The organism is Bradyrhizobium sp. AZCC 2262 (assembly GCF_036924535.1).
Lineage (GTDB): Bacteria > Pseudomonadota > Alphaproteobacteria > Rhizobiales > Xanthobacteraceae > Bradyrhizobium.
This window is the reverse complement of the sequence record NZ_JAZHRT010000001.1, coordinates 6684414-6709802: the sequence shown is the minus strand read 5'-3', so window position 1 is coordinate 6709802 and position 25389 is coordinate 6684414. Positions and strand designations below refer to the sequence as shown.

General features: G+C 62.2%; 19 protein-coding genes. 10 read left to right on the top strand and 9 right to left on the bottom strand.

Translation table 11 applies throughout. From position 1 onward, the window contains the following. Positions 1-169 precede the first annotated feature (169 nt). The 8 genes from V1283_RS31455 to V1283_RS31420 all read left to right on the top strand — a co-directional run bounded on the left by V1283_RS31455 (position 170) and on the right by V1283_RS31420 (position 10149). Positions 170-1990, top strand: a complete 1821-nt coding sequence (locus V1283_RS31455; protein ID WP_334390515.1) for a twin-arginine translocation pathway signal protein — start codon at positions 170-172, stop codon at positions 1988-1990. 264 nt (positions 1991-2254) lie between these two features. Beyond that, positions 2255-2671: an RrF2 family transcriptional regulator gene (locus tag V1283_RS31450; protein ID WP_334390514.1), complete on the top strand. Its 417-nt coding sequence runs from the start codon at positions 2255-2257 to the stop codon at positions 2669-2671. A 424-nt stretch (positions 2672-3095) separates the two neighbouring features. Beyond that, on the top strand, positions 3096-4454 hold the full coding sequence (locus tag V1283_RS31445; RefSeq protein WP_334390513.1) for an LLM class flavin-dependent oxidoreductase: 1359 nt from the start codon (positions 3096-3098) through the stop codon (positions 4452-4454). Positions 4455-4485: 31 nt separating this feature from the next. Beyond that, on the top strand, positions 4486-6105 hold the full coding sequence (locus V1283_RS31440) for a rhodanese-like domain-containing protein (RefSeq protein WP_334390512.1): 1620 nt from the start codon (positions 4486-4488) through the stop codon (positions 6103-6105). Then, a complete protein-coding gene (locus V1283_RS31435; RefSeq protein WP_334390511.1) occupies positions 6102-6992 on the top strand; it encodes an ABC transporter permease in 891 nt (296 codons plus the stop codon). Before V1283_RS31440 ends, V1283_RS31435 begins: the two co-directional genes overlap by 4 nt. A gap of 85 nt (positions 6993-7077) precedes the next feature. Next, entirely contained in the window at positions 7078-7779 is a 702-nt protein-coding gene (locus V1283_RS31430; protein WP_334390510.1) for an ABC transporter ATP-binding protein, read from the top strand. 95 nt (positions 7780-7874) lie between these two features. Then, complete coding sequence (locus V1283_RS31425) at positions 7875-8828, top strand: ABC transporter substrate-binding protein (protein WP_334390509.1); 954 nt, start codon at positions 7875-7877, stop codon at positions 8826-8828. Between the two features lie 97 nt (positions 8829-8925). Then, positions 8926-10149 carry an acyl-CoA dehydrogenase family protein gene (locus tag V1283_RS31420; RefSeq protein WP_334390508.1) on the top strand — a complete coding sequence of 408 codons (1224 nt, stop codon included), beginning with the start codon at positions 8926-8928 and terminating at the stop codon, positions 10147-10149. A gap of 166 nt (positions 10150-10315) precedes the next feature. Here V1283_RS31420 and V1283_RS31415 read toward each other — a convergent pair whose 3' ends face one another. The 9 genes from V1283_RS31415 to V1283_RS31375 all read right to left on the bottom strand — a co-directional run bounded on the left by V1283_RS31415 (position 10316) and on the right by V1283_RS31375 (position 21730). Next, positions 10316-11533, bottom strand: a complete 1218-nt coding sequence (locus V1283_RS31415) for an acyl-CoA dehydrogenase (RefSeq protein WP_334390506.1) — start codon at positions 11531-11533, stop codon at positions 10316-10318. A 162-nt stretch (positions 11534-11695) separates the two neighbouring features. Next, positions 11696-13261 carry an ABC transporter substrate-binding protein gene (locus V1283_RS31410; protein WP_334390505.1) on the bottom strand — a complete coding sequence of 522 codons (1566 nt, stop codon included), beginning with the start codon at positions 13259-13261 and terminating at the stop codon, positions 11696-11698. Between the two features lie 76 nt (positions 13262-13337). Further along, entirely contained in the window at positions 13338-14810 is a 1473-nt protein-coding gene (locus V1283_RS31405; protein ID WP_334390504.1) for an ABC transporter substrate-binding protein, read from the bottom strand. Positions 14811-14955: 145 nt separating this feature from the next. Further along, positions 14956-16107 carry an LLM class flavin-dependent oxidoreductase gene (locus V1283_RS31400; protein ID WP_334390503.1) on the bottom strand — a complete coding sequence of 384 codons (1152 nt, stop codon included), beginning with the start codon at positions 16105-16107 and terminating at the stop codon, positions 14956-14958. Between the two features lie 74 nt (positions 16108-16181). Then, on the bottom strand, positions 16182-17222 hold the full coding sequence (locus tag V1283_RS31395) for an ABC transporter ATP-binding protein (protein ID WP_334390502.1): 1041 nt from the start codon (positions 17220-17222) through the stop codon (positions 16182-16184). After that, the gene (locus V1283_RS31390; RefSeq protein ID WP_334390501.1) at positions 17219-18223 is read right to left on the bottom strand and encodes an ABC transporter ATP-binding protein; all 1005 of its coding nucleotides are present in this window, start codon (positions 18221-18223) and stop codon (positions 17219-17221) included. Before V1283_RS31390 ends, V1283_RS31395 begins: the two co-directional genes overlap by 4 nt. After that, positions 18220-19131 (bottom strand): ABC transporter permease, encoded by a 912-nt coding sequence (locus V1283_RS31385; RefSeq protein WP_334390500.1) that lies wholly within the window; start codon positions 19129-19131, stop codon positions 18220-18222. The genes V1283_RS31390 and V1283_RS31385 overlap by 4 nt, the downstream gene beginning before the upstream one ends. After that, positions 19128-20132: an ABC transporter permease gene (locus V1283_RS31380; RefSeq protein ID WP_334390499.1), complete on the bottom strand. Its 1005-nt coding sequence runs from the start codon at positions 20130-20132 to the stop codon at positions 19128-19130. Before V1283_RS31380 ends, V1283_RS31385 begins: the two co-directional genes overlap by 4 nt. Before the next feature lie 2 nt (positions 20133-20134). Continuing rightward, positions 20135-21730 carry an ABC transporter substrate-binding protein gene (locus V1283_RS31375; protein WP_334390498.1) on the bottom strand — a complete coding sequence of 532 codons (1596 nt, stop codon included), beginning with the start codon at positions 21728-21730 and terminating at the stop codon, positions 20135-20137. A 618-nt stretch (positions 21731-22348) separates the two neighbouring features. Here V1283_RS31375 and V1283_RS31370 point away from each other — a divergent pair. Together V1283_RS31370 and V1283_RS31365 are read left to right on the top strand one after the other, a co-directional pair. Then, entirely contained in the window at positions 22349-23767 is a 1419-nt protein-coding gene (locus V1283_RS31370) for an LLM class flavin-dependent oxidoreductase (RefSeq protein ID WP_334390497.1), read from the top strand. 42 nt (positions 23768-23809) lie between these two features. Beyond that, entirely contained in the window at positions 23810-25342 is a 1533-nt protein-coding gene (locus V1283_RS31365) for an ABC transporter substrate-binding protein (RefSeq protein WP_334390496.1), read from the top strand. The last annotated feature ends 47 nt before the right edge of the window (positions 25343-25389 follow it).

Sequence of the window (25389 nt, the reverse complement as noted above, 5' to 3'; positions counted from 1 at the left end):
TGCTTCGTGTATCGGAAGTCGAATTCGTTTCTTCCGTTCCGCCATTGCAAAATGCAGCGCGTGTCCAAGCCGGAATTATAGTATAGAGAAATTATAGACAATTACGTGGGCGGCTCTTAGGCTCGGTTCCCCAGCTCGTGTTGGCGAGCTCATCGCACCGGGAGTTTTCATGTCAGAGCTAATCCAATCAAACGCCTCTTCATCACGGCGTCAGGAAGACGACGCAGAGCATCCAAAGTCAGAGAGCCGCCGCGCATTTCTCGCGGTGTCTGGAGGCGCGGCCGCCGTTCTGGCGGTTGGTCGATCGAGGAGCGCCGCGGCTACCGAGACGAAGCCGGCGGCTGCTGCGCAATCTGGGTCATCCCCCTCTGCTGCGCCGAGCTATGACGAGCGATTTCGTCGTCGCGCGGTCGAGTTACGAAAGAGTCTCGCGAGCGATCTTGAAAGCGCGCCTATCCCGTCGCATCCGAACAATGGCGATCAGCAGCGTTACGCGAACGCGATCGGCTCCGATACGCGCGGCCTGCCGCACAATGCGCGCGGGGAGGTGGATGGCGAAGCCTGGCGCCTGGCCAACACTGCATTTGCCACGCGAGACCCCGCCGACTTCGAGAAGATCCCGCTCGGCGGTACGCGCAAGCTGGTCAATCCGGTCGGTACCCTTGCCGTGAGCCTGGACGGCCTCAACGCCTCGCAATTCCAGTTGCCGGCCGCGCCTGCCCTCGCCAGCGCCGCGCGCGCGGCCGACGCCGTTGAGATTTACTGGCAATCGTTGCTGCGCGACGTGCCCTTTAGTGAATATAATGACGAGACCACGAATGCCGGCATTCGGGCGGCGGTGGACGAACTCAATCGCATTCCCGAATTCAATGGCCCGAAATTGAACGGTCGCGTTACCCCGCAGACGTTGTTTCGTGGCAGCGTGACCTATGTCGATCCGGCCGATCCGACAGGGGCTACCCCGCGCTGGGTGACGCCTCCTGGCGTGGTGGATGGTCCGCTGATATCCCAGTTTCTCTATCGCGATGTGCCGCTCGGCAATCAGAACCTCTCGGCGAAAATCCGAGCTTACGCGCCGACGTCAGAATTCCTGACTAAGTACGATGAGTGGTTGCACGTGCAAAACGGCGGCGCGCCGCGGGAGCGCATCGCTTATGAGACGACACCGCGCTACATTTCGAATGGGCGCGACCTCGGCGCCTATGCGCATACCGCGCAGGCGTTTAACTTTGTCGCCAATCAACTGCTTGGCGTGGCGGCGTTCGGCGCTGATCCCGCCTATGGCGGCATCTTCCCGGGGAACCAGCCGGCGTCCGCGCCGAGCGATCCCTATCTTCGGTCGAAAACCCAGGGGGGAGCTTCCGGCACCTTTGGGCTGGCCTATTACCAGTCGATCATCTCGCTGGCTGGTTCGCTCGCGATCCGCGTCAACTATTACCAGAAATGGTATGAGCAGCGGATTGTGCGCCCGGAGGCCTTCTCCGGACTGGTGCATCAACGTCTCGCCAACAACGTGGCCGACTATCCGATCCACCAAAGCCTGTTGGGTTCGCAGGCGCTGGAGCGCAGCCGTGCCAAACACGGCACGTTCCTGCTCGGCCAGGTCTTTCCCGAGGGGGCACCGTTGCATTCGTCCTATCCCGGAGGTGCCGCGATCATTGCCGCGGTCACGGCCACGTTGCTCAAGGCGTTCTACGACGAGAACCGCGAGTTTCCGAACCCCGTGCAACCGGATCCGCAGGATCCGACCAAGCTTATTCCGTATCGAGGACCCCCGCTGACCGTCGGCGGCGAGTTGAACAAGCTTGCGCTGAACTATTCCGGTGGCCGCACCTGGGGCGGCATCCACTGGCGCTCCGATGCGGCGGCCTCGTTTTCGCAGGGTGAGAATCTCGTCATCAGCCTGCTTCGCGAGCAAAAGGCGACCTTCGCTGAGCCGTTCGATGGCTTCACGTTTACAAGGTTTGGCGGATCGAAGATCAAGGTTTGAAGCAAGATTTGAAGCAAGATTTGAAGCAAGATTGAGAGCAGCGATGGCAGGGTAATCCATCGCTGCTCCTCCCTGTGTCGCTGCAATTGCCCGACGTACGTCACAGGCAGCGCCGCCGCGCTCTGGGTGTCTGGTCTCAGCGGCCCGAAGCAACTAATCCGCTCTATGTGGCCAACAATCTGGTTGATTTTTCTATTGTATGCAGCATTGATGGAGCATTGTTGCTATCAACAGGGATTGGCTGCAGGTGCTGGTTTTCGGTCAATGCTGACGGCGAAAGGCAAATATGGTCTCAAAGCTCTGGTCTATCTTGCCGCTTTGAAACCCGGTTCGACCGCGCGCGGGAACGAAATCGCCAAAGCGAATAACATATCGAAGAAATTCCTCGATGCCATTCTTTTGGAACTGCGCAACGCAGGCCTCGTCAAGAGCAAACGAGGACCGGGGGGCGGGTACATGGTTGCGCGCTCGCCACAGAAGATCAAAGTGGGCTTTGTGATCCGTACTCTTGATGGACCGCTCGCACCGATCGCTTGCGCCAGCCGCACCGCCTACAGACCTTGTCGCGATTGTAAAAGTGTCGCACGTTGTGAGGTCCGCCGCACGATGGCTCAAGTGCGCGATGCGACTGCCAATATTCTCGACAGGTTGTCGATCGCAGACATGATCAAGAAGGGGTGACGCGTATCCAGCGACCTGGACGCATCGCCGCATTCTGTGTCGGCCGCGACGATTGCTCGAATAACCGCTTTGTCGGTTGTCGCCAGTCACCTGTCTCAAGAACTAATCGCACCGGCACGAAGTGCGTCCGGTGAGATCGTTCTATTCGCTATTCTTATTCTGAATAGGACAGCGAGCACGTCTCGCGATTAAAATTGGATACCCATTTCATTGACCGTTTCGTTGAACTGCCTGATATTTACGATGGCAGGTTGCGCTGCTGAGGATTGCCGCGTGAGATCGAATGACAGACCAGTGGCGGGCGACATGCGTAAGCGTATGACCCGCCTGACGTAACCTTGGCAGCAGGCGCACACTCATTCGTTGATCCTCTCACATGTGCTCCGAACATAGTCGGTCCTCCGTCGAGGATCAGGAGACCTGCGTGTCAAGACAGCTCCATCTGAACTTGAATCACCTCAATGCCGGCACCTTTGGCGGCGCGTGGCGCTGGCCGAGTTCGGATCCTGCGGGCTTCTACGACATCGATTACTGGGTCCGGACCGCGCAGCTCGCCGAGCGTGCGACGTTTGACGCCGTGTTTCTGGCGGATTTCCCGGCGCTCTCCGACAATCCCGAGTTCCGGCCGTTTCAATCGCTGGAGCCTACCATCGTTCTCACCGCCATTGCCGCGGCAACCAGACATGTCGGGCTGATCGGGACGGCGTCGTCGTCCTACAATGAACCCTATAACATCGCGCGCCGTTTCTCGTCGCTCGACCATGTGAGCCGCGGGCGCGCCGGACTCAATATCGTCACGACTGCCGACCCTGTGTCTGGGCGGAACTTCGGCGCAGAGGTGCGCCCGGCCCACGATGCGCGTTACGAGAGAGGCGCCGAGTTTGCGGAGGTCGTGAGCGCGCTCTGGGACAGTTGGGAGGATGGCGCCGTCTTGGGCGATAAAGCCGCCGGCCGCCTGATCGATCCCGCGCGGATCCATCTGATCAATCATCGGGGCAAGTATTTTTCCGTCGCCGGACCGCTCAATGTGCCGCGGTCGCCGCAAGGGCGGCCGATCATCGTGCAGGCCGGGGGGTCTGATGCGGGGCGTGACGTTGCCGCGCATCATGCGGATGCGGTGTTTTCGATGGCGCTCACGCTCGCGGATGCCGAGGAATACAGCAGAGATCTGCGCGCGCGCGCCGTGGCCCGTGGCCGCGAGGCAAACGACATCCTGATATTTCCGGGCCTCGTGACGGTGATCGGCGGTACCGAGGCGGAGGCCAGGCGGCGCGAGCAAGAGCTGTGGGAACTGTTGCCGTTTGAATATGGTTTGCGGCGCCTGGCCGGCACGCTCGGCGTCCCCGCCGATAGCCTCGATCTCGACAAGCCATTGCCGCCGCTGCCGCTGCCGGTCGATGGCATTCAGACGTTCTTCAAGGGAGCCGTAGCGACGGCGCAACGTGGCAATCTGACGGTGCGGCAGCTCGTTCGGGCGCAGGCGGGTGGCACCGGTCACCGGATTGTCGTCGGGACGCCCGAGCAGATTGCCGATGGTATCGCCGAATGGTTCGCGACGGGTTTTGTCGACGGATTCAATGTGATGCCGGACGTGATCGCGTCGGGTTTCGAGGCTTTCGCCGAGGAAGTGGTGCCGTTGCTGCGGCGTAGGGGTATTTTCCGCGAGCACTATGAAGGCACGACCTTGCGCGGTCATCTCGGGCTCGCACGTCCCGAACGTCGCGCCGCTCCGGGAGAGACGGCCTTCGGGACGCCGAGCAATGTGACTGCGCTGCGGCAGTAACCCCAAACCAGTCAAACACTGAGGTACCATGATGAACGCTCCGTTCGTAGCAGCCATTCCTTCCCGCTTTCCGACTGTCGATGCCGATACGCTGGCGCGCCGCCTCCGCGAGGATGCGGAGATCGCGGTCGTCGATGTACGCGAGGAGGGCGTTCAGGCGAGGGATGGTTACATCATCTTTGCCGTGCCGTTGCCTCTGAGCAGGCTTGAGCTCCGGGCCGGGACGCTCCTGAAGCGTCCTCGTGTACCGATTGTCGTCACGGATAGCGGACCGGGTGAATTGGCCGAACGCGCCGCGCTGAAGCTCGCAGAGCTTGGCTTCGTCAATGTATCGGTGCTCGCCGGTGGCGTCGCGTCGTGGGCTGCTTCCGGCCGCGAGGTCTATACCGGCTCTGGTGCGTATTCCAAGGCGTTCGGCGAATTCGTCGAGCATGCCTACGGCACGCCGCATCTCAAGGCGGAAGAACTCAAGGCGCGGTGCGATGCGGGAGAGGGGATCGTCGTGCTCGACGGCCGCACATTGCAGGAGTTCGAGAACTTCTCGCTTCCCGGCGCCCATGCCGTGCCGAATGCCGAGTTGCCGCTGCGGGTGCATGATTTCATCGCCTCGCCGGACGATTTGGTCGTCGTCAATTGTGCCGGACGGACGCGCTCCATCATTGGCGCCCAAGCGCTGATCAATGCCGGCCTGCCCAACAAGGTCGTTGCGCTCGAAAATGGCACGATGGCCTGGCTCGCGAAAGGTTGGAGCCTCGAGCACGGACGCAAGGTTGAGCTGCAGGCCCCGAGCAATGCTGCGATCGAGCAGGCGAAGGCGACCGTCGAACGGCTGTCGCATCGGTTCAATCTGTCGTGGATCGATGAAGCTACGCTGGCACGGTTCCGCAGCGAAGCCGACGAACGCTCGCTCTATGTCTACGACGTCCGGACGGAGGCCGAGTTCAAGGCGGGGCATCTGCCGTTTGCGCAGTGGGCGGAAGGTGGACAGCTGGTCCAGGGAATAGATCGCTGGATCAGCACGCGCAACGCACGCATTGTCGTTGTCGATGACGAGCTGGGCGCCCGCGCGGCCATCACGGCGAGCTGGTTGGTACAGCTCGGCTGGGGCGAGGTTTACGCGCTGGCGGTACGTCAGACCGGAGACGGACGGCTGACCGGTCCAGATAGGCCGCTATTGTTGCGCGAACCGCCGGCTGTTGAGCTCGTGACGCCCGACGCTCTGAAGGCCGAGCTCGACGCGGGTGCCGCGTGGGTCATCGATCTCGATACCAGCCTCGTCTATGCAGCGGGTCATGTTCCGGGAGCGAAATTTGCAGTCCGCGCCAAACTCGATGCGGCGCGGGATTTCGAAGGCGACGCATCAATCGTGCTGACGTCGTCGGACGGCACCCTTGCGGCTTTCGCTGCGGCGGAGTTGGCGGGGCAACGGGTTCGCGTGCTGGCGGGCGGCACAAAAGCGTGGCGGGCATCCGGGCTTCCGCTGGAGACCGGAGAGACGGCCATCATCCATCCGGCCGATGATGTCTGGCGCTCGCCGTATCAGCAGTCCGGCGATCGGTTGGCCGCCTTCCAGGCCTATCTCGACTGGGAGATCGGGCTGCTCGAACAGATCCGACGCGACCCGGCGGTATCGTTCAAGGTCTTCCCATGAGTGTCGTGGAATCCCGGATCGTCGAGGCCGAGGCGGCCCGTGCCGTCCAGCTCGGCGCCGACCGAAGCGTGCATCTCGTCGATCTCGGCGCCAATGGCAAGCCGGCCAGCAGCCGATCCTGGATACCCGTTGGCCGCGGAGCGCTGCGAACACTGGTGCCGATCGGGCTGCTGGTAACGTGGCAGACCGCGTCGGTGTCTGGTTTGGTGGAGCCCACGGTGCTGCCGCCTCCGCTCATGGTGATCGGTGCGTTTGGCGAACTGATCGGAACAGGCGAACTGCAGGCGGCCATTCCGGCTTCCTTGCATCGGGCGCTTACGGGGCTCGCCCTCGGTGCAAGCACCGGGCTTGTGCTTGGCCTGTTTGCGGGGCTGTGGCGGCTTGGAGAGGAATTGTTCGATGCGCCACTGCAGATGCTCCGTACGATCCCGTTCATCGCCATGATTCCGCTTTTCATCATCTGGTTCGGAATCGGCGAGACCGCGAAAGTGGCGCTGATCTACGGAGCGACGATCTTTCCGGTCTATCTCAACACCTATGCGGGCGTCCGCGGGGTCGACCCCAAGCTGATCGAGGCCGCCAAGGTCTTCGGCCTTAACCCGCGGCAAATCTCGCTGCGGGTGATCCTGCCGACCGCGCTGCCGTCGATCCTGGTCGGTATCCGCTTTTCCGCCGGTGTATCGCTGCTCGCACTTGTCGCGGCCGAGCAGATCAATGCCCGTTCGGGCATCGGCTACATTCTCAACAACGCCAATCAGAACCAGCGCACGGATGTGATCATCGCCGGGATCATCGTCTATGCGCTGCTAGGCATCGTGATTGATCTTGCGGTGCGATGGGTCGAGCGGTTGGCCCTGCCGTGGAGGACGTCCATTGTCTTTACATGACCTTTCCGCAGTCCGCGCTGCGGAGCCTGCGCCGTCAGACCTCAACCCGTGGCCGGGAGACGACCACAGCTTTGGAGCGAGCACCGTGCGGTTGCGCGGCGTTCGCCGCCTTTTTGCCGGGCGCGCTGTTCTCGACGGCGTTGATTTCGAGGTGAGAAAGGGAGAGTTCGTCGCGTTGCTTGGGCCGTCGGGCACCGGCAAGACCACGCTGTTGCGGATCCTGGCTGGTCTCGACGGCGCCGATGAGGGCGAAGTCGCGGTCGCCGCAGCGCGCTCGGTCGTGTTCCAGGAGCCTCGCCTCGTTCCGGCACTCAAGGTCTGGCGCAATGTCGTTATCGGCCATCCGCGCAATGCGGCGGCGCGAAAGTTGGCCGAGGCCGCGCTCGACGAAGTCGGGTTGGTCCGCCAGGTCGATTCGTGGCCGAGAACGCTTTCCGGCGGGGAGGCGCAGCGCGTGGCCCTGGCGCGCGCGCTGGCGCAAGAACCGGACCTGTTGTTGCTCGATGAACCCTTCGCCGCGCTCGATGCCTTGACCCGGATCCGCATGCACGGCCTGGTGCATCAGCTGGTGCGCCGGCATTCGCCCGGCGTCGTGCTGGTCACGCACGACATCGACGAAGCGCTGAGCCTGTCCGATCGGGTCGTCGTTTTGAACGGGGGGCGCGTCCGCTTCGATGCCGTGGTCGATGTACCCCGGCCCCGCCTACGTACCGATCGTGCATTCGATCATTTGCGACAACGCTTGCTCGCCGAACTTGGCATCGCAGCTGACGAACCGCCCGTCTGACCAAAGATATCTTCACCAATCAGGATGCCGCCATGAAACATGCCCAATCATCTCTCCTTCGCGGGACATTGCTCGCAGCGGGACTGTTCGTTGCGATGACCGCCGCGCCGACCTATGCCCAGAGTAGAAAGCCCGTGCTGCTCGTCGGCTTCCAGGATCAGACCCTGCCCGAGACGGTCGCGGCCTCGAAGGTGCTCGAGGGCGCGCCCTACGAAGTGCAGTGGGTCACGCTCACCGGCCCGGCAGCGCAGTTGTCCGCGCTCTATTCCAAGGCTATCGATGTCGGGCATATGGGCGATACGTCCCTGATCATCGAGCAGGGCAAGGCCAAGGAGGAATGGACACCGGCCAACGTTCCGCTGCAGATCATTGCCGGCTGGCGGGCGGCTGACAGGAAGTACCCGCCGATCGTGACGGTGGCCCGTACCGGCAGCGGCATCGAGACTCTGGCCGACGCGAAGGGCCGTTCGTGGGCGCACAATTTCGGTGGCTACAACTATCTTCAGTATGTGCTGTCGCTGGTGAAGGCCGGTCTGACGGAGAAGGATATCGAGGCTGTCCGTCTTCCCGACAACACGACGAGCGCCGCCGCGTTCAATGCCGGCAAGGTCGATCTTTTCTCCGGGGGGACGCTGAGCGTTATCGATGCCATTGAGGCAGGAAAGGCGAAGATCCTCGTCAACAGTGATGAACTCGATATTCCGGCACTCAATGTCTTCACGGCGCGCGGCGATGTTCTGCGCGATCCGGCCAAGAAGGCGCAAATCGCCGATTTTCTGTCCCGCCTCAAGGCCTATTGGGTCTGGTATCCGAACCACAAGGCGGAGATCGAAGCCATTTTCGTCGAGAAGCTGAAGCAGACGCCGCAGCGGGCAAAATATGCAGCGGCGTTTCAGCAGTCCTCATTCGTCGCGCTCGATGATGCACTGGTGCAACGCGAGCAACGAATCGCTGAAGTGTTGCTCAAGTCCGGCGTGATCGGAAAGAAAATCGATGTCGGCGTCGAATTCAACCGTGACTTTAATACGGCCCCTGTCGCGCAGCGTTGATGCCACTGGCACCAACGGAAAATGTGTAGCCGGATCTGGGTGACCGGCGGGCGACCTTACCGACGACGCCGCATTGCGACCGAATGGGAGAATGAGTTTGACGCAGATCGACCTTGGCTGGGGCAGCGGTCCCAGCGCGCGCTATGAAGAGCTGGCGCAACCGTTCCGGCCAATGTTCGACAAGATTCGGTCGACGGCCGCAGCGAGGGACATCGAACACCGGCTGCCTCACGACGAAATCAAGGCCCTGCGCGCGGCCGGATTCACCGCGGTTCGCGTGCCGACGGAGTTCGGAGGAGCCGGTACGACGCTCCCCGAGCTGTTCAATCTGCTGATCGAACTGTCCGAGGCCGACTCCAATGTCACCAACTCACTGCGGGCCCATTTCGGCTTCACTGAAGATGTTCTGAATTCATCGGATCCCGGGCGCCGGGCGTTATGGCTCGGCCGGATCGGAGAGAAGACGCTCTTTGGCAACGGAAATACCGAAGTCGGCGACAGCAAGCTGCAAGCCTTCTCGACCACGGTCTCGCGCAAGAACGGCAGCCTGGTCCTGAATGGCCGCAAATACTATACGACAGGCACGTTGTTTGCCGACTGGATCAACATTTCCGCCCAGCACGAGAACGGTGAGCAGGTCGGCGTGATCGTTTCCCGCCATGCCGCAGGCGTCGAAGTGCTTGACGATTGGGACGGCTTTGGCCAGGCGCTGACCGCGAGCGGTACGACGATTTTTACAGATGCTCCGGTGGAGAGCGATCACGTCACCCCGGTCACTGAACGCTTCAAATACTCGAACCCGTTCTATCAGCTCGTTCATCTGGCGACGCTGGCCGGCATCGGCCGGGCCGCAGCCGGCGACGTCAGCCGTCTGGTCAAGCAGCGGACTCGAATCTTCAGCCACGGCAACGCCGGCAGTTCGGCCACGGACCCGCAGATCCTCCAGGTTGTCGGCCGGGTGCGCGGCAATTCCTATGCGGCGGGCGCCATCGTTCTCAAGGTCGCCGAGGCGTTGCAGCGCGCCCATGAAGCGCAGCTGTCGGATGATGGGGAGCGCAGCGCGGCCGCCATCACGATCGCGGAAATAGAGCTCGATCAGGCGGTCACCGTAGTGTCCGATCTGATCCTGGAAGCCACCACGATCCTGTTCGATGCGCTGGGTGCGTCGTCTGCCGCGCGAAACCTCGCGCTCGACCGATACTGGCGAAATGCCCGGACCATCGCCACACACAACCCGCGTGTCTATCGAGATCGCATCGTCGGCGATTTCGTCGTCAACGGCACGCCTCCGCCGGGGCAGTATCGGATTGGAACTCCCTGATGGCCGACGATGGCCAAGGGCAATCCTCGATGACCACCGGCAACGCGTCCGTGATCATGGGCTGCAGTTTAGCCCCTTCGACAATCCTATGCGCCGCTTTGCACGGCAGGTGATCCCGCGGCCGCGCCGTCGGCAGTCGCAGGGCGCCGCGGTGTCACACACCAGGTCAGAAGAACCCACCGGTCGGTAGTGGTGTGCCCTTGATCTCGTACTCGCCGATGAGGCGAGCCTTATATGTTGCGGGATTGTGCGAGGCCAGAGTTCGCGCGTTGCGCCAATGCCGGTCCAGGTTGTGCAGCTTTTTGGTAGCCGAGGCACCGCCGACGTCGAACAGCAACCCGCCGCCACGAATGGCGAGTTCGTCTACCACGACTTTGGCCTTGGCGGCGAGGATGGCGGCCCGGTGTGCGAGCTCGTCGTCGTCTTTTCCTGCGTCGCGGGCGGCGGCCAACACGTCTTGAGCATCCGCGGCCGCCAATACGAGAGTTTCAGCCGCAAACGCGTTGCTGGCGATCTGGCCGATCGTCTGATGCAGGGTGGGATCATCCACGGCCCGTTCTGCGGAAGCGAAGTAGAAAGTTCGTTCACGGCCGCGAAGCAGGGCTTTGGCGTCGCGCAGGATGCCGCGGAGGATGCCGGCACTGATGGCGGTAAGGTAGAGTTGCGGCAACGTGCTTGCATAGAGCACGCCGTAGCCGATGCCGGGCGCATCGAATATGACTTCGTCCGCTTCAACACGGACGTTGCGGAGAACTGTGGTGCCGGTCCCGGTCAGACGCTGGCCGAAGCCATCCCAATCATCGACCAGATCCACGCCTTCGCGGTTGACGGGAATGATTGCCGACGCCATCGTGCCGCCAGCTCCGACGGCGCGAACCAGCACCAGATCCGAGTACAACGTTCCGGTGCTGTAATATTTGGTGCCGTCGAGGCGGTATCCGTCACCGTCCGGCGTCAGCGTCGTGGATAGCGACTTGCTTCCGACGACTGGATTCCCCAGTTCGGAGTTCGCAAGACCTACGATGGCGCCGCTAACGACCGCCTGCAGCCATTTGTCGCGCTGCTCGACGCCGGCCGGGCGGGCGTAACGCTCGACGAAGGCGAAGTGATTGCGGAGGATGTGAGCGACATTGGGATCAGCTTCTCCCAATCGAATGACGACCTCGAAGAGTTCGCGGAAGGAGCTGCCTCCGCCTCCCTCCGCGGTCGCGATCCGCAATGCCCCAAGCTTAGCTTGACGGATCAGGCTGACGGCCTCGTAAGGATGGGCGCGCTCCAGATCGCGTGCGGCTGCGCCCTCGGCGATGTAGTCGAGGAGCGCCGGCAACTCGGATGAATTGGCGGTAATGGGACGAGAAAATTGAGGTGGGACGATCTTGTTCATTGCATTGCTCCATCTGCGTCAACCAGGCAGGGCCGTAGCATTTGATGTTTCGGGCTCACGTCGGCGCGTGTCCGCCGCGGGGGTTTCTTTCGTTCGATACGATCATTGTCGCTGAAGAGGACGGGCTCTGTTTGGTCTCGATGTTTCATGGTTGGGGTTCATTCACTGGTCCAGCCAAGCGTCCTTGTATGAACCGTAGACTCCGTCGGGGCCGGTATCGAGGCCGTGAAGCCGTTTCAACTTCACGCCGAACAGGCTCACTTCGAGCAGCGTGATGGATGGAAGATCGCGTTGGGCGATGCGCTGGAACTCGCGCAGCAGTTCGGCGCGCTTCACTGGATCGGCTTCGGCATGGCTTGCCTCGATCACCTTGTCCATCTCGGGGTTCTGGTAACCGGAGCCGTTGGTCCAGCTCGCACGATTGAAGGTCTTGCTCCAGAATCGTCGGTGCACGCCGATCTGCGGGTCCGCATTGGCGGCGTAGTAGGCGGTCATGGTGTCGAAATCGCGCTCGGCGAACACTTTGCGCAGCCAGCCCGCGAGGTCGTAGTTGACGATCTCTTCCTCGATCCCGACCCGTTTGAGTTGCTGCCGGATGAATTCGGCCGAGCGACGGAAGTCCTCGCCGTAAGCGACCGGGAGATGGGTGATCCTGAACCGCACGCCGTCCTTGCCGCGCTTGTAACCGGCTTCATCGAGCAGACGCTCGGCCTTGGCGGGATCGTAGGCGTATTGTTGGGTATCGGTAGCAAAGAACTGCTTCTGAACGCTCGGCACGGGTGTGGACGCAGGTTTGGCAAAGCCGTACCAGGCGACTGCCGCGAGCGCTTTCTTGTCAATGGCGTGCGCGAAGGCCTGCCGAACGCGGATGTCTTTGAACACCGGTTTCTCGAGGTTGAAGTCGAACAAATACATCGGCGCGAAAGTGCCAAACCCATAGGTGACAATTTCGATGTTTTGAAGCTTGCGCAGACGGTCGACATCCGAGAGCGGAACCGGGGTGACTGGCACGTAGTGCACCTGTCCGGTTTCCAGCCCCGCTGCGCGCGCGCCTGCGTCCGGGATGACGCGGAACAAGATGCGGTCGAGGTGGGGCTTTCCCTTTTCCCAATAATCAGGATTGCGCTCGAGCGTGATGTGATCGCCTCGCATCCATTCCTTGAAGATGAAGGGACCCGTGCCGACCGGCTTGTTGATCCAGGCATTGGTGAAAGGATCAGTACCCTCCCAGAGATGCTTGGGCACGATCGTCGCGTTGTCGCCGCCGAAGGCCGCCCAGAGGGCAAGGGAGGGCGCCGAAAGGCGGAATACGGCCGTATGCGCGTCGGGCGTATCGATCGCCGTGATGGCGCCGAAATTGGTCAGGCCGCGGGAATGGTGTTTCTTGTTGAGCTCAAGAATGGAGTAGGCGACGTCTGCCGACGTGAACGGTTTGCCATCGTGCCACTTGACGTCCTGTCGTAGATGGAACGTGATGGTTTTCCCGTCCGGAGAGATATCCCAGCGCTCGGCGAGCCGTGGGCGCGGCTTGAAGTCGTCGTCGAGAGTGACCAGCGTGTCGTAAATCTGCGATTGCACGATCACGGCCGTTTGTGAGCTGAGATAGAGCCGTGACGGCTCGGGCTCCAGGGCAACGACGAGCGTTCCGCCGCGGACCGGTGCTTCGGCCATTGCCGCCGTGGCGGCCGATGCAATTACGGCCAGCGCGACCATCAATGTTCTCAACATGAGTTCTCCTTGTCGCCGGATGCCCGGCTTACCAAAATTGCGCGACCGCGTTCCGAGCCGGCTCTCCGAGCTGTCGCTACGGAACGAGCCAGGCACTGGCGAGAGAGGCGTAGACACCCACCGGACTCACATCCACGTCGTGAAGCCGGCTGGACCAGACGCGGAACTGTTTCAGTTCGAGCAGCGAAATCGACGGCAGGTCGGTTTGAGCGATGGATTGGAGCTTGACGAGCAGGGCTCGGCGCTTTGCCACGTCGGGCTCGACCAGCGCATCGGCGACCACCTGGTCGAACGCGGGATTGGAGTAGCCGGACGCATTGCTCCAGGCGCTGCCCGGCTGGATCGCCTTGCTCCAGAACCGGCGCTGCACGCCCAGCTGGGGATCCGAGAACGCCGCATAGAACACGTTGAGCGTGTCGAAGTCGTACTCCGTATAAGCCTTGCGCAGGAAGGTGGGCAGATCGTAGTTGATCAACTCAACCTCGATCCCGACGCGCTTCAACTGTTGGCGGATGAATTCGCCGGATCGTTTGAAGTCGTCGCCATAGGTGTGATTGAGATGCGTGAAGCGCATGCGTACGCCATCCACGCCACGCTTGAAACCGGCCTCGTCGAGCAATTGCTCTGCCTTCTTCGGATCGAATTCGTATTGAGGCAGGTTAGGCTCGTGGAACTGCTTCTGCGCTGCAGGAACCGGGCCGGTCGACGGATCCGCAAATCCGTACCAGACGGTTTCAGCCAGCGCGCGGCGATTGATCGAATGCGCGATGGCACGGCGGACGCGAACGTCCTGGAACTGCTTCCGGCGCAAGTTGAAGTCGAAGAAAAATACGGGGGCCACCGCTTCCCAGCCGCGGGTTTCGACTCTCACGCTCGGCAGCTTCTGGAGCCGCGATACATCGGACAACGGCACCGGACTCAGCGGAACATACTGCACCTCGCCGGTTTCCAGCGCCGCGGCGCGGGCGCCGGCGTCGGGGACGAGCTTGAAGGTGATCCGGTCCAGGTAGGGTTTTCCCGCGACCCAATAGTCAGGATTACGCTCCAGCGTGATGTGGCTGCCATGTACCCATTCCTTGAACACGAAGGCGCCGGTGCCGATCGGCTTGGCGTTCCACGGATTGGTGAGTGGATCGGTGCCTTCATAGAGGTGCCGGGGCAGGATCTGCGTCTCGCTTGACGAGAGTGCCGACCAGATGACGGGAGAGGGAGCCGCCAGCTTCAGCACGGCAGTGTAGTCGTCCGGCGTTTCGATCGTCTGCAGTTGCCCGTAGGTGCCGATGCCGCGCGGATGGGTCTTCTTCACCACTTCGAGGATGGAGTACTTCACGTCCGCCGAAGTGAAGGGCGTGCCATCGTGCCATTTCACGCCCTTGCGCAAGTTGAAGGTGATTTCTTTTCCGTCCGCCGATTGCGCCCAACTCTCAGCAAGCTGGGGCCGTGGCTTGAAGTTGTCGTCATAGGTTACCAGCCCGTCGAACAGGTTGGCGGCCACCACGATGGTCGGATTGGATACGGCGATGCCGAGGTCTCGCGGCTCCGGCACCACGACGGCGATCAGATGGCCGCCGCGGATCGGCGAGCCATCGGCTGCGCGTGCGGCCGGCGTGAGCGCCAGACTGGTTCCGGCGGCGACAAGATGAAGAAATTCGCGTCTGCTGGTCATCGTGGTTTTCCTGGAAGTGGCGAGGAGATCAGTTGCGCAGGCCCGCCTGCTTCAACAGCGGGAGAACGGCCTTGCCGAAGAAGTCGAGATCCGGTGCAAAGTCGAAGAAGGTGAGCTGTATTCCGTCGATCCCCGCGTTTTTCAGGCCGATGATCTTGTCGACCACCTGTTCCGGGCTGCCGATGATCTGGATGTTGCCGCCGAGAATGCGGTGTTCGGCCTTGTGGTTCGTCCAGGCCTGGCTGTCGCCGACCGCATGGTGGGTAATGAAGTTCCGCACCGCCTCGTGGTCAGCGTGCGAGAGGATGGCGGCGTGATAGTCGCGCGCTTCCTTCTCTGTCGGGCGGCATACGATCATGGGGTTGATGATGGCGCGAACGTCGCGTCCGAACTCGGCGGCGCGGCCTTTCAGCTTGGCGACGTGGGCCGGAAGGGCTGCAATCGTCGCCTCGATCTCGGCCCCTGCGGGGCTGGTGATGAAGACGAGATCCGAGTGTCGCGCTGCATAGGTGAATCCCGCCGGCGAACCGGTCGCGTTCACCAGGATCGGGCGGCCATACCTTGGCTTGGGCGAAACGTAGGCATCCTCGAGCCGCCAGTATTCGCCCTCGAGGGAGACGTTCTCGGAAGCCTCCCACAGCCGCTTGAGGATGTTGGTGAACTCCGTGGAGCGCGCATAGCGCTCATCGTGCTCGATTTGCGTCATGCCGAACATGCGCGGTTCGCGGGGCGCGTAGCCGGTAACGACATTGATGCCGAAGCGTCCTTGCGAAATGTGGTCGAGGCTCGCGGCGAATTTGGCGAGGTGCAGCGGATGCCACGGGCCATAGAGGATGTGAATCGTGGAGATCAGCAGGATGCGATTCGTGACCGCGCTCAGCGCCGCCACCGTCACGAACGGATCGATCGTGGTTTCGCGATAACGGAGCGCCCCGCCGTAGCCGCCTTTGCCGATCCATTGCGCCAGGCCGAAGACCAGGTCGAAGCCGAGCTCCTCGGCCTTCTGCGTGAGGGCAACGTTGTAATCGAAGCTCCAGTCGGTGGTGCGCGCCAGCGTAGATGGAGACCAGCCGCCGTTTTGGATCGGCAGGAACAGGCCAAGCAGCAACGGTTGCGTGAGCGCCCGTGACAGCGGGCTGTCGGCATAATCGGCCGGCGATACGGCAGTTGCGGTGTTCATGGGCAACCTTCCAAGGCAGAGGCCTGGTACGGTGTGGGGCCTTTGACAGGCGTGGACATGAGCACGCGATCTCCTTAAGCCGTGGCGGCGTGCTGCTGTGCCGCCGAAGGGGAAACGGCAGCCCCCGCGCGAACGGCCGGCGGCGGCGCAGGCGCATGAAGATGGCAGGCGGCAAAATGGCCCGCTGCAATCTCCACCAGCTCCGGCTCCTCTAGGCTGCAGCGCGCGAAGGCGTGTGGGCATCGCGTATGCAGCCGGCAGCCCTTGGGCGGGGCGTAGGGACTAGGCAGGTCTCCGCCGATGATCTTCTTGTCTGCGATGCGGCTATTGGCTGGATCGATGCGCGGCAACGCCTCGATGAGGGCGCGCGTGTAAGGATGGGCCGGCCGCTGCCAGATGCTGTCGCGTGGCGCCACTTCCACCAACTTCCCGAGATACATGATGGCGACACGATCGGCGATATGTTCGACCACGGAGAGATCATGGCTGATAAACAGATAACCGACGTGATGCTGGCGCTGTACGTTGCGCAGAAGGTTCAAGACCTGTGCTTGCAGCGAAAGGTCGAGCGCCGAAACCGGCTCGTCGCACACGATGAGCCTTGGGTTGAGCGCCAGGGCGCGGGCGATCCCGAGGCGCTGGCGCTGGCCTCCGGAGAACTCGTGCGGCAGGCGATCGATGAATTCGGGCCGCAGTCCGACTTGCTCCATCAGCTCCCGCACGCGCACTTGCCGCTCCGTGCTGTTGCCGAAGCCATGAATCTTGAGCGGCGTTTCCAGGATCGTACCCGCTCGCTGCCGGGGGTCGAGGGCGCCCATGGGGTCCTGAAACACCATTTGCACCTTGGATCGGAGCGCGTGGCGGACATTGCGGCTCGCACGGACGATATTCTGTCCCTCTACCCGGATCGTGCCATGTGCAGGCTCCACCAGCTGAACGATTGCCTTGGCAAGCGAGGATTTGCCGCAGCCGCTCTCGCCGACCAGACCGAGGGTCTCGCCCGGCGCCACGGAAAAGGAAACGCCATCCACGGCGGTGAGGTGACCGCGCGCGGTGTGATAGGAAACGACGAGCTCATTCACTTCCAGCGTATTCCCGGGTGCGTTCACCATCATGCCGCCTCGCTTTGCGGAAGGCGCTCGGTGTGGATGCAGGCGACCGCACCACCGTCGCCCGACGGCAGGAGGGGTGGTGGCGCGCCGGTGCATGCTTCGTTAGCGAAAGCGCAGCGAGGCGCGAAAGCACAGCCCTGCGGCATGGCCGACAGGGAAGGCACGATGCCGGGAATTTCGTCCAGGAACTCGCGCACCGCGCCCGGTGTCGGTCGGGCACGCAGCAGTGCGCGGGTGTAGGGATGACGCGGATGGGAGAACAGATCAAGCACCCCGCGCTCTTCCACCTTGCGCCCGGCATACATGACCAGCACACGGTCGGCGGTCTCCGCAACCACGCCGAGGTCGTGACTGATGAGGATCAGTGCCATGCCGAATTCGCGCTGAAGCGAGACGAGAAGCTTCAGTATCTGCGCCTGCACTGTCACGTCGAGCGCGGTCGTCGGCTCGTCGGCGATCAGGACGCGGGGTCTTGCCGCGAGCGCAATGGCGATCACGGCGCGCTGCCGCATGCCACCCGAAAAATGATGCGGATAATCGTCTGCACGGCGTTGCGGTTCCGGAATACGCACGAGGTCGAGAAGCTCGACGGCCCGCGTGCGGGCGGTCGCACGACGCAAGCCGGTGTGTCGCTGCAGCGCTTCGACGATCTGGTCACCAACGGTCATCACTGGATTGAGCGCGGAAAGCGGATCCTGGAAGATCATGGCGATCTGATTGCCGCGAATGTCACGCAACGCCCTTTCGGAAAGTCGCAGCAGATCCTGCCCGTCGAACAGGACGTGGTTTCCCTCCACCAGCGCCGGCGGCGAACGGAGCAGGCGCAACAGAGCCATGGCGGTAACCGATTTGCCGCATCCGCTTTCCCCGACGATCGCCAGCGTCTCACCCGCGCCGACGCGGAAGGAGAGGCGATCCACGGCAGTGAGCAGGCCGCCAGGCGTGCGAAAGCGCACGGAGAGCTCTGAAACATCGAGAACGGCGGAAGGAGCGATCAGGCTCATGTCAGCGATACCCGCGGGTTCAGGACGTCGTTAAGGCCGTTGCCGAGCAAGTTCAGCGCCATGACGGTGATCGAAATGGCAACGCCCGGCAGCGCCGTCATGTACCAGGCGGTGCGCAACACCTCGCGTCCGGAACCGATCATGCTGCCCCAGGAAATCAGGTTGGGATCGCCGAGACCGAGAAACGACAGCGCGGCTTCGGTCAGGATCGCGGACGCGACCAGGATCGAACCCGCCACCACCACGGGCGAGATTGCGTTGGGCAGAATGTGCGTTACGATGATGCGACCGTGTCCCATGCCCATGACGCGGGCCGCCTGGACAAATTCGCTCTCGCGCAGCCGCAGGGTCTCGGCTCGCACCAGGCGAGCGATCTGGGGCCAGGAAGTCACGCCGATGCCGAGGATGATGGAGCCCACGGACGGCGTGAGGATTGCCACCACCACGACGGCGAAGACCAACGGCGGCATGGTCTGGAATATCTCGGTGATGCGGGTGAGCAGCTGGTCCACCCAACCACCGAAGTAGCCGGACGCCGCCCCGAACATGACGCCGACCAGGACTGCGAGGCTTGCGGCCGCAAGGCCGACGGCCAGCGAAACCCGCGCTGCATGGACCAGCCCGACCAGGATGTCGCGTCCCAGCATATCGGTGCCAAGCGGATGGCGGGCATCGGTCAGCGGCCAGATGAAGGGCCGCGCGACCATGTCGAGCGGATCTGTATCGAATATGCTGCCGGCGAGCAGCGCTGCCATAACCACGGCGGCGATCACGGCACTGCCGGTCAGGGTAGTCCGGCTGCGCAGAAGGCGGTAGGAGAGGGACGAGGCCCCGGGGAAGGGTCTCACTCTTTCGTTTGACGCGGCGTTCGCTACCGGAAGCGAGATCGAAGTCGTCTGCATGCTCATCGAATTTCGATCCTCGGATCCAGAATTGCATAGACGAAGTCGGTGAGGAGATTGGCGACGATGACCAGGAAGGACGAGAAGAAGAGGACGCCCAGCAGCAGGTTGAGGTCACGTTGGAACACCGCATCGAAAGCCAGGCGCCCCATGCCGGGCCACGCGAAGACGGTCTCGATCACGACCGATCCGGAAAGCAGCGTGCCGAGCTGCAGGCCCGTCATGGTGACGATGGGGAGCAGTGCATTGCGGAGCACGTGGCGCAATGCGATCCGGACAGGGTGGAGGCCTTTGGCGCGTGCCGTGCGCACGAAGTCGAGTTCCTGCACCTCCAGCATGGCGGAGCGCGTGAGGCGGGTATAGATCGCGATATAGAAGAACGCGAGGCTCAGCACCGGTAGCACCATGTGCCGCGCCACGTCGGCTATGCGGGCAAAGCCCGTAAGGTCGTGTTCCAGGTCGTACATGCCTCCGGCCGGGAGCCATCGCAGCTCAACCGAGAACAGCACGATGAGCATGAGCCCGACCCAGAACAGCGGCGTGGCGAAACCGACGGTGGAGACCGCAGATAGCACGGCGTCCGGCCAGCGCCCGCGCCAGTGGGCGCTGACGGCGCCAAAGAGAATCCCGAGGCTGACCGCCAGGAGCAGGCTGGACAGCATGAGAACCGCGGTATTCGGAACCCGGGACAGGATCAGATCCAGCACGGGCATCGAATTGCGGAAAGAATAGCCGAGATTGAGTTGCGCGAGCTGTTTGACGTAGTTGACGAACTGGACCCAGACCGACTGATCGAGGCCGAATTGCTGGCGTAGCAGAGCCATGTATTCCGGGGTCGCCGACCCGGCTTCCCCAGCGATGACTTCCGCGAGGTCGCCGGGCGCCAGACGCAGAAAGAAGAAATTCAGCACCACGATGGCAATGACGGTGGGAATGACCTGCGCGATGCGGACCGCGAGATAGCGCAGCACGCGCGGACGAGGCAGCCAGATGTGGGCAAGCGCCATCGTCACGCCCCGAACCACACGGTCTTCAAGGACTGATAGCTACCGAAGGGACCGAGATCGACTCCCTTGAGGCGGCTCGCATAGACGCGGAAGAACGTGAGCTCCAGCAGGTTTATCGAAGGGACTTCCTGCTGAGCGAGGCGTTGAAACTCGCGAATGAGCGCCCGGCGCTTGTCGACGTTGTCCTCGATCTGAATCTTCTCGATAACCGCGTCGATCGCCGGATCGGCCACGCCGGTGGCGTTCGAGGAGGGGGTTCCTTTCTTGATCGTCTGGCTCCAGTAGCGACGTTGCACGCCGATTTGTGGATCTGGATAGGCCGAGTACCAGGCGCTGTGGGTGTCGAAATCGTAGTTGGTGAAGATGACGCGCAAATAAGCGGGGAGGTCGAAGTTGCGGATGGTGAGCTCCACGCCGATGCGCTTGAGCGCCTGGCGGTAGTATTCCGCCGCGCGGAGATAATCCTCGCCATAAGGTACCGGGACGTGGTCGATGCGCAGGCGTACGCCGTCGGCGCCGCGCTTCACCCCGGCCTCATCGAGCAGAGCCTCGGCCTTTTGCGGGTCAAAGCGATACTGCGGCGTGTCCGCCGCATAGATTTGCGACTGGTAGCTCGGGATCGGCCCGCTGGCCGGCTTGGCAAAGCCATACCAGACCGTCTTCGCCAGAACGTCACGGTCGATGGCATGCGCAAAGGCCTGGCGAACGCGGATGTCCTGAAACGGCTTGCGGCGCAGATTGAAGTCGAAGAAGTACAGCGGCGCTGGCCCCTCGAAGCCGCGGGTTTGAACGGTGAGGGTGCTCGAGCCGCGGAGACGCTGCGCCTCGGCAAGCGAGACCGGGTTCATGACGCCGTACTGCGCTTCCCCGGTTTCGAGCGCGGCGGCCCGGGAGCCGGCATCGCGTACGGTGCGGAACACGATGCGGTCCAGATAGGGCCGGCCCTTGTCCCAGTAACTCGGATTGCGCTCAAGGACGATGCGCTCGCCCCTGACCCACTCCCTGAACACGAAGGCGCCAGTTCCGACGGGCTTTGCATTCCAGGCGTTGGTGAGGGGGTTGGTGCCCTCGTAGAGATGGCGCGGAAGAATCTGAACCTCGGTGCCGTTGAAAGCCGCCCATACAACCGGCGAGGCGCGCGAAAAGCGTAGTACCGCCGTGTGCGGGTCGGGCACTTCCACATCGATCAGGTTCGCGAAGACGGCATTGCCACGCGGGTGCGTCTTCTTGGTCACTTCCAGCAGCGAATACTGCACATCGGAAGAAGTGAACGGTTTGCCATCGTGCCAGCTGACGTCCTTTCGCAGGCGGAAGAGGATCTGCGTGCCATCGGCGGAGGATTCCCAGCTTTCGGCAAGGCTGGGTCGTAACGCGAAATCATCTCCATACTCGACGAGACCGTCGAACACATTGGCAGAAACCGCCACGGCAGGCGCCGAGATGGAGATGCCCGCGACCAGGCCAGCGGGCTCCGGGTCGAGTAGCGCGACCAGAGTTCCTCCTCGCGCAGGTATCGTGTCGGCTCTGCCCGGTTCGGCTGAGAGCGGTCGGGACAGCACTACGCCAGTTGCTGCGACAGCTCCGGCCGCAAGCAGCATTCGACGAGAGAAGTACGAGCGAGGCAGGAGCGGTGAAATGTCGTTGGAATATGCGCTCATGCGTCTTCACGCCGTTGCGCAGACCGAGATGATGGCTTTGCAGTCATTTAACGTCGCCCGGTATTTCGCGAGGCTGGACGCCGTGCAGCGGTTTGATTGGGTGCCAAATAATATAGCGGATTAATGTACATTGTGACTTCGTATGAACGAGAGGGCTCGCGGCGGTCAACAGCTTCGTGGTGTGAAGAGAAAGAAAAGAAAGGCCTGCCAGAAAATGCCGCCGTTGATTGGAATCGATTCTAGAGCGTGCGCGTATGCGGCAACAACGTTTCACCATTCGGCGTCGCGTGCAGACAATCGCTGTGCAATGCCAAGTGGAAAGTCGATCTATCTCCGAGTGAGGCAAAAATGAAATTTATAGTCTATTGAATTAATAGGCTAAAATATCTAGCCTCGAAACTAGCCCATCAACCGTGCCGGGAAGGGAAGTCCAGCGATGCCATCTTCGCTGCATCGCAGTCGTTTCTCTTCGCGTCGTGTTATCGCTGGGCGTCTCGTTATCGAAGCGGTGCGATACGTGTCCGCATTTCGCCTCGCTCCAGCCTGAGGCGGCGCACCATGTCGAAAGAGATCCGCGTCAACGCGTTCGCGATGCAGAGTCCGGTGCATCATTCACCGGGCCTCTGGCGCCATCCCAACGACCGTTCGCTGGACTACACCACGCTGGAATACTGGACCGACCTCGCGCAAATCCTCGAGCGCGGCAAATTCGATGCGCTCTTCATCGCCGACAGCATGGCGAGCAACGATGTGTTCGGCGGCTCCTACGACGCGGCTTTGTCGGTCGGTGCACAAGTTCCAAAGCTCGATCCCATCGTCAGTGTTTCAGCGATGGCGCTTGTCACCGAACATCTCGGCTTCGGCATCACCAGCAACGCGCTCTATGAACCGCCTTATCCGTTCGCGCGCCGCATGAGCACGCTCGACCATCTGACGAAGGGGCGGATCGGCTGGAACATCGTCACCGGACACACGGTCTCCGGATCGAAGGCGGTCGGGCAGACGTCGCTCACGCCGCACGATCAGCGCTACGACATCGCGGATGAGTATCTCCGTGCGACCTATGCCTTGTGGGAGGCAAGCTGGGATGATGACGCGGTGCGGCGCGACCGCAAGCACCGTGTCTTTGCCGATCCGGGCAAGGTGCGCCGGATCGTCCACAAGGGACAATATTTCCAGGTCGATGCGATCCATTTGGCGGAACCCTCACCGCAGCGTACGCCGGTGCTGTTTCAGGCGGGTGCGTCGGCCCGCGGGCGCACGTTCGCCGCCGCGCATGCGGAATGCATCTTTGTCAGCGGGCCCACTCCGCAGGTCATCGGCCCCGTGGTTGCCGATACCCGCCGCCGCGCAGCCGAAGCCGGCCGCGATCCCCGCGAACTGCTGTTCTTCTCGATGGCGACGGTGATCGTCGGCGGCACGGAGGAGGAGGCGCGCGCGAAGCTTGCCGACTATCGCCGCTACATCAATCCGCGAGCGGCGCTGATCCTGTTCTCAGGCTGGACCGGCATCGACTTCTCCAAACACGATCTCGATGCACCGATTCGTTTCGACGATCGCGCTCAAGGTCTCGTTTCCGCACTGGAGGCTTTCAGCATCGCCGATCCCGATCGGGTCTGGACGGTGCGCGAACTGGCCGAGCACAACGCGATCGGTGGACGCGGGCCGGTCTTCCTGGGCTCGCCCGAGCAGGTGGCCGACCAGATCGAGGCTTGGGTCGATGCGACCGACGTGGACGGACTCAATCTCAGTTACGCGGTGACACCGGGCGGCTTCGAAGATTTCGGGACCTACGTCGTGCCCGAGCTTCAGCGTCGCGGACGGTTCAAGCGCGAATACGCGCCCGGTACTTTGCGCGAGAAACTTTACGGACCTAGTCGCAGCCGGCTGCCGGAGAGCCATCCGGCCGCTGCGTTGCGTCCGCCAGCGAACGATAAGGTCCGGCTGACCAGCCGTCATCGCGGCGTAGGGGCATGACCCGATGCGCGGCCATTTAGAATTTGGGGACAATTGATGTTGATGTCGAAGTCTCGCTTGCTGCGCGTACTTGCAGTTCTCGGTGCAATTTGCACGACCGCTGCTCATGCGGCGCCCGACACGCCGGCGGTGGATCGTGAGACGCTGGTCGTGGCGCTCGAGAAGGAGTTCAACAATCTCGACGCTCTCGTGGCGGTCAGCGGCGATTCCCTGCGCTATGGATGGCAGATCTACGACACGCTCTATGGCTTCGATCAGAAGGGCAATCTCGTGCCGCGGATTGCCACCGGCGTCGATATCTCCGAGGACGCCCAGATCTTCACTTACAGGCTACGCAAGGGCGTGAAGTTTCATAACGGCGCCGAGCTGACCGCGAAGGACGTCAAGGCATCGGTAGATCACATCCTGAAGCCGGAAAACAAAAGCACGCGCCGTCCATTCTTTGCTCCGGTGGTCGATGCAGTCGAAACACCCGATGCCTACACCGTGCGCTTTCGGCTGAAAGTGCCCGATGGGGCGTTCGCCAACAAGGTCGCAGGCTATCTCTACATCGTTCCCGCCGACTATCTCGCGAGCCTGCCCAACGCGGAGGCGTTCGCTCAGGCACCGGTGTCGGCCGGCCCCTACAAGCTCAAAACGTACGCAATCGGCGGCGATCTCGTGCTGGAGCGTTTCGAGGACTATTGGGGCGAGAAGCCGAAGATCAAGACCATCATCTTCAAGATCATTCCAGAGCCGTCGAGCCGCGTGAACGCCATCCTCACCGGCGAAGTGGACCTCGCCGTGGTCGTGCCGCTGCCGGACTATGACCGGCTGAAGAAGGAAAAGGGCCTCGACGTCATCGCCAATCCGGTGGCCTCGCCGCTCTATGTCCGCACCTACACCAACCAGCCGGATTCTCCGTTCGCCAAACGTGATGTGCGCCAGGCGCTCAGTTACGCACTTGATGTGAACGCGATCATCAAAGGCGTGCTGCACGGTGTTGGCGAGCCAGTGCCCAATTTCATTTCCAAATATTATCCGTATGGCGGGGATGCCAGTGCACGGCCCTATCCGTACGATCCCAAGAAAGCGAAGGAGCTGCTGGCAAGGGCCGGTTATCCGAACGGCTTCACGACCAAGCTCTACAGCGCGACAGATCAGCCCAAGGAACTGGCAGAGGCCATCGCCGCCTACTGGGGACAGGTGGGGGTCAAACTGGAGGTGGACCGGATCGCTTACGCGGCCTGGACGCGCCTCAACAATACGCATTCCTCGGGGCCGCTGTCGGTGACGCAATTCACCAATGCCATCTACGATCCGATTCATCCCGTCGCCGGCTCTTTCACCAAGGAAGGGACCTGGTCCGACTATTACAATCCGGAGGTGGAGGAACTGATCGCCGAAGTGAACCGGACCGCGGACAATCGGCAGCGGAACGAGATCTTCAAGAAGGTCGGCAAGGTGCTGCACGACGACGCGGCAGGGTTCTTCATTTCCGAGCTCTACTATGTCTTCGCCAAGAAGCAGAGTCTCGACTGGGAGGTCCAGATCGGCTCCGGCTTCCTCAATTTCCGTCAAGTGGGGTGGAGGTGAGGGAGCCTGGCGTGGCGGCTCCGGCCGTGTGGATCTCATCCGGCTTG

What these genes read in the sequence shown, in the direction of transcription:
- V1283_RS31440 (WP_334390512.1), top strand. Translation starts at nt 4,486, where the DNA reads ATGAACGCTCCGTTCGTAGCAGCCATTCCTTCCCGCTTTCCGACTGTC.
- V1283_RS31415 (WP_334390506.1), bottom strand. Translation starts at nt 11,533, where the DNA reads ATGAACAAGATCGTCCCACCTCAATTTTCTCGTCCCATTACCGCCAAT.
- V1283_RS31400 (WP_334390503.1), bottom strand. Translation starts at nt 16,107, where the DNA reads ATGAACACCGCAACTGCCGTATCGCCGGCCGATTATGCCGACAGCCCG.
- V1283_RS31410 (WP_334390505.1), bottom strand. Translation starts at nt 13,261, where the DNA reads ATGTTGAGAACATTGATGGTCGCGCTGGCCGTAATTGCATCGGCCGCC.
- V1283_RS31390 (WP_334390501.1), bottom strand. Translation starts at nt 18,223, where the DNA reads ATGAGCCTGATCGCTCCTTCCGCCGTTCTCGATGTTTCAGAGCTCTCC.
- V1283_RS31380 (WP_334390499.1), bottom strand. Translation starts at nt 20,132, where the DNA reads ATGGCGCTTGCCCACATCTGGCTGCCTCGTCCGCGCGTGCTGCGCTAT.
- V1283_RS31365 (WP_334390496.1), top strand. Translation starts at nt 23,810, where the DNA reads ATGTCGAAGTCTCGCTTGCTGCGCGTACTTGCAGTTCTCGGTGCAATT.
- V1283_RS31375 (WP_334390498.1), bottom strand. Translation starts at nt 21,730, where the DNA reads ATGCTGCTTGCGGCCGGAGCTGTCGCAGCAACTGGCGTAGTGCTGTCC.
- V1283_RS31385 (WP_334390500.1), bottom strand. Translation starts at nt 19,131, where the DNA reads ATGAGCATGCAGACGACTTCGATCTCGCTTCCGGTAGCGAACGCCGCG.
- V1283_RS31435 (WP_334390511.1), top strand. Translation starts at nt 6,102, where the DNA reads ATGAGTGTCGTGGAATCCCGGATCGTCGAGGCCGAGGCGGCCCGTGCC.
- V1283_RS31395 (WP_334390502.1), bottom strand. Translation starts at nt 17,222, where the DNA reads ATGATGGTGAACGCACCCGGGAATACGCTGGAAGTGAATGAGCTCGTC.
- V1283_RS31425 (WP_334390509.1), top strand. Translation starts at nt 7,875, where the DNA reads ATGACCGCCGCGCCGACCTATGCCCAGAGTAGAAAGCCCGTGCTGCTC.
- V1283_RS31370 (WP_334390497.1), top strand. Translation starts at nt 22,349, where the DNA reads ATGTCGAAAGAGATCCGCGTCAACGCGTTCGCGATGCAGAGTCCGGTG.
- V1283_RS31450 (WP_334390514.1), top strand. Translation starts at nt 2,255, where the DNA reads ATGCTGACGGCGAAAGGCAAATATGGTCTCAAAGCTCTGGTCTATCTT.
- V1283_RS31455 (WP_334390515.1), top strand. Translation starts at nt 170, where the DNA reads ATGTCAGAGCTAATCCAATCAAACGCCTCTTCATCACGGCGTCAGGAA.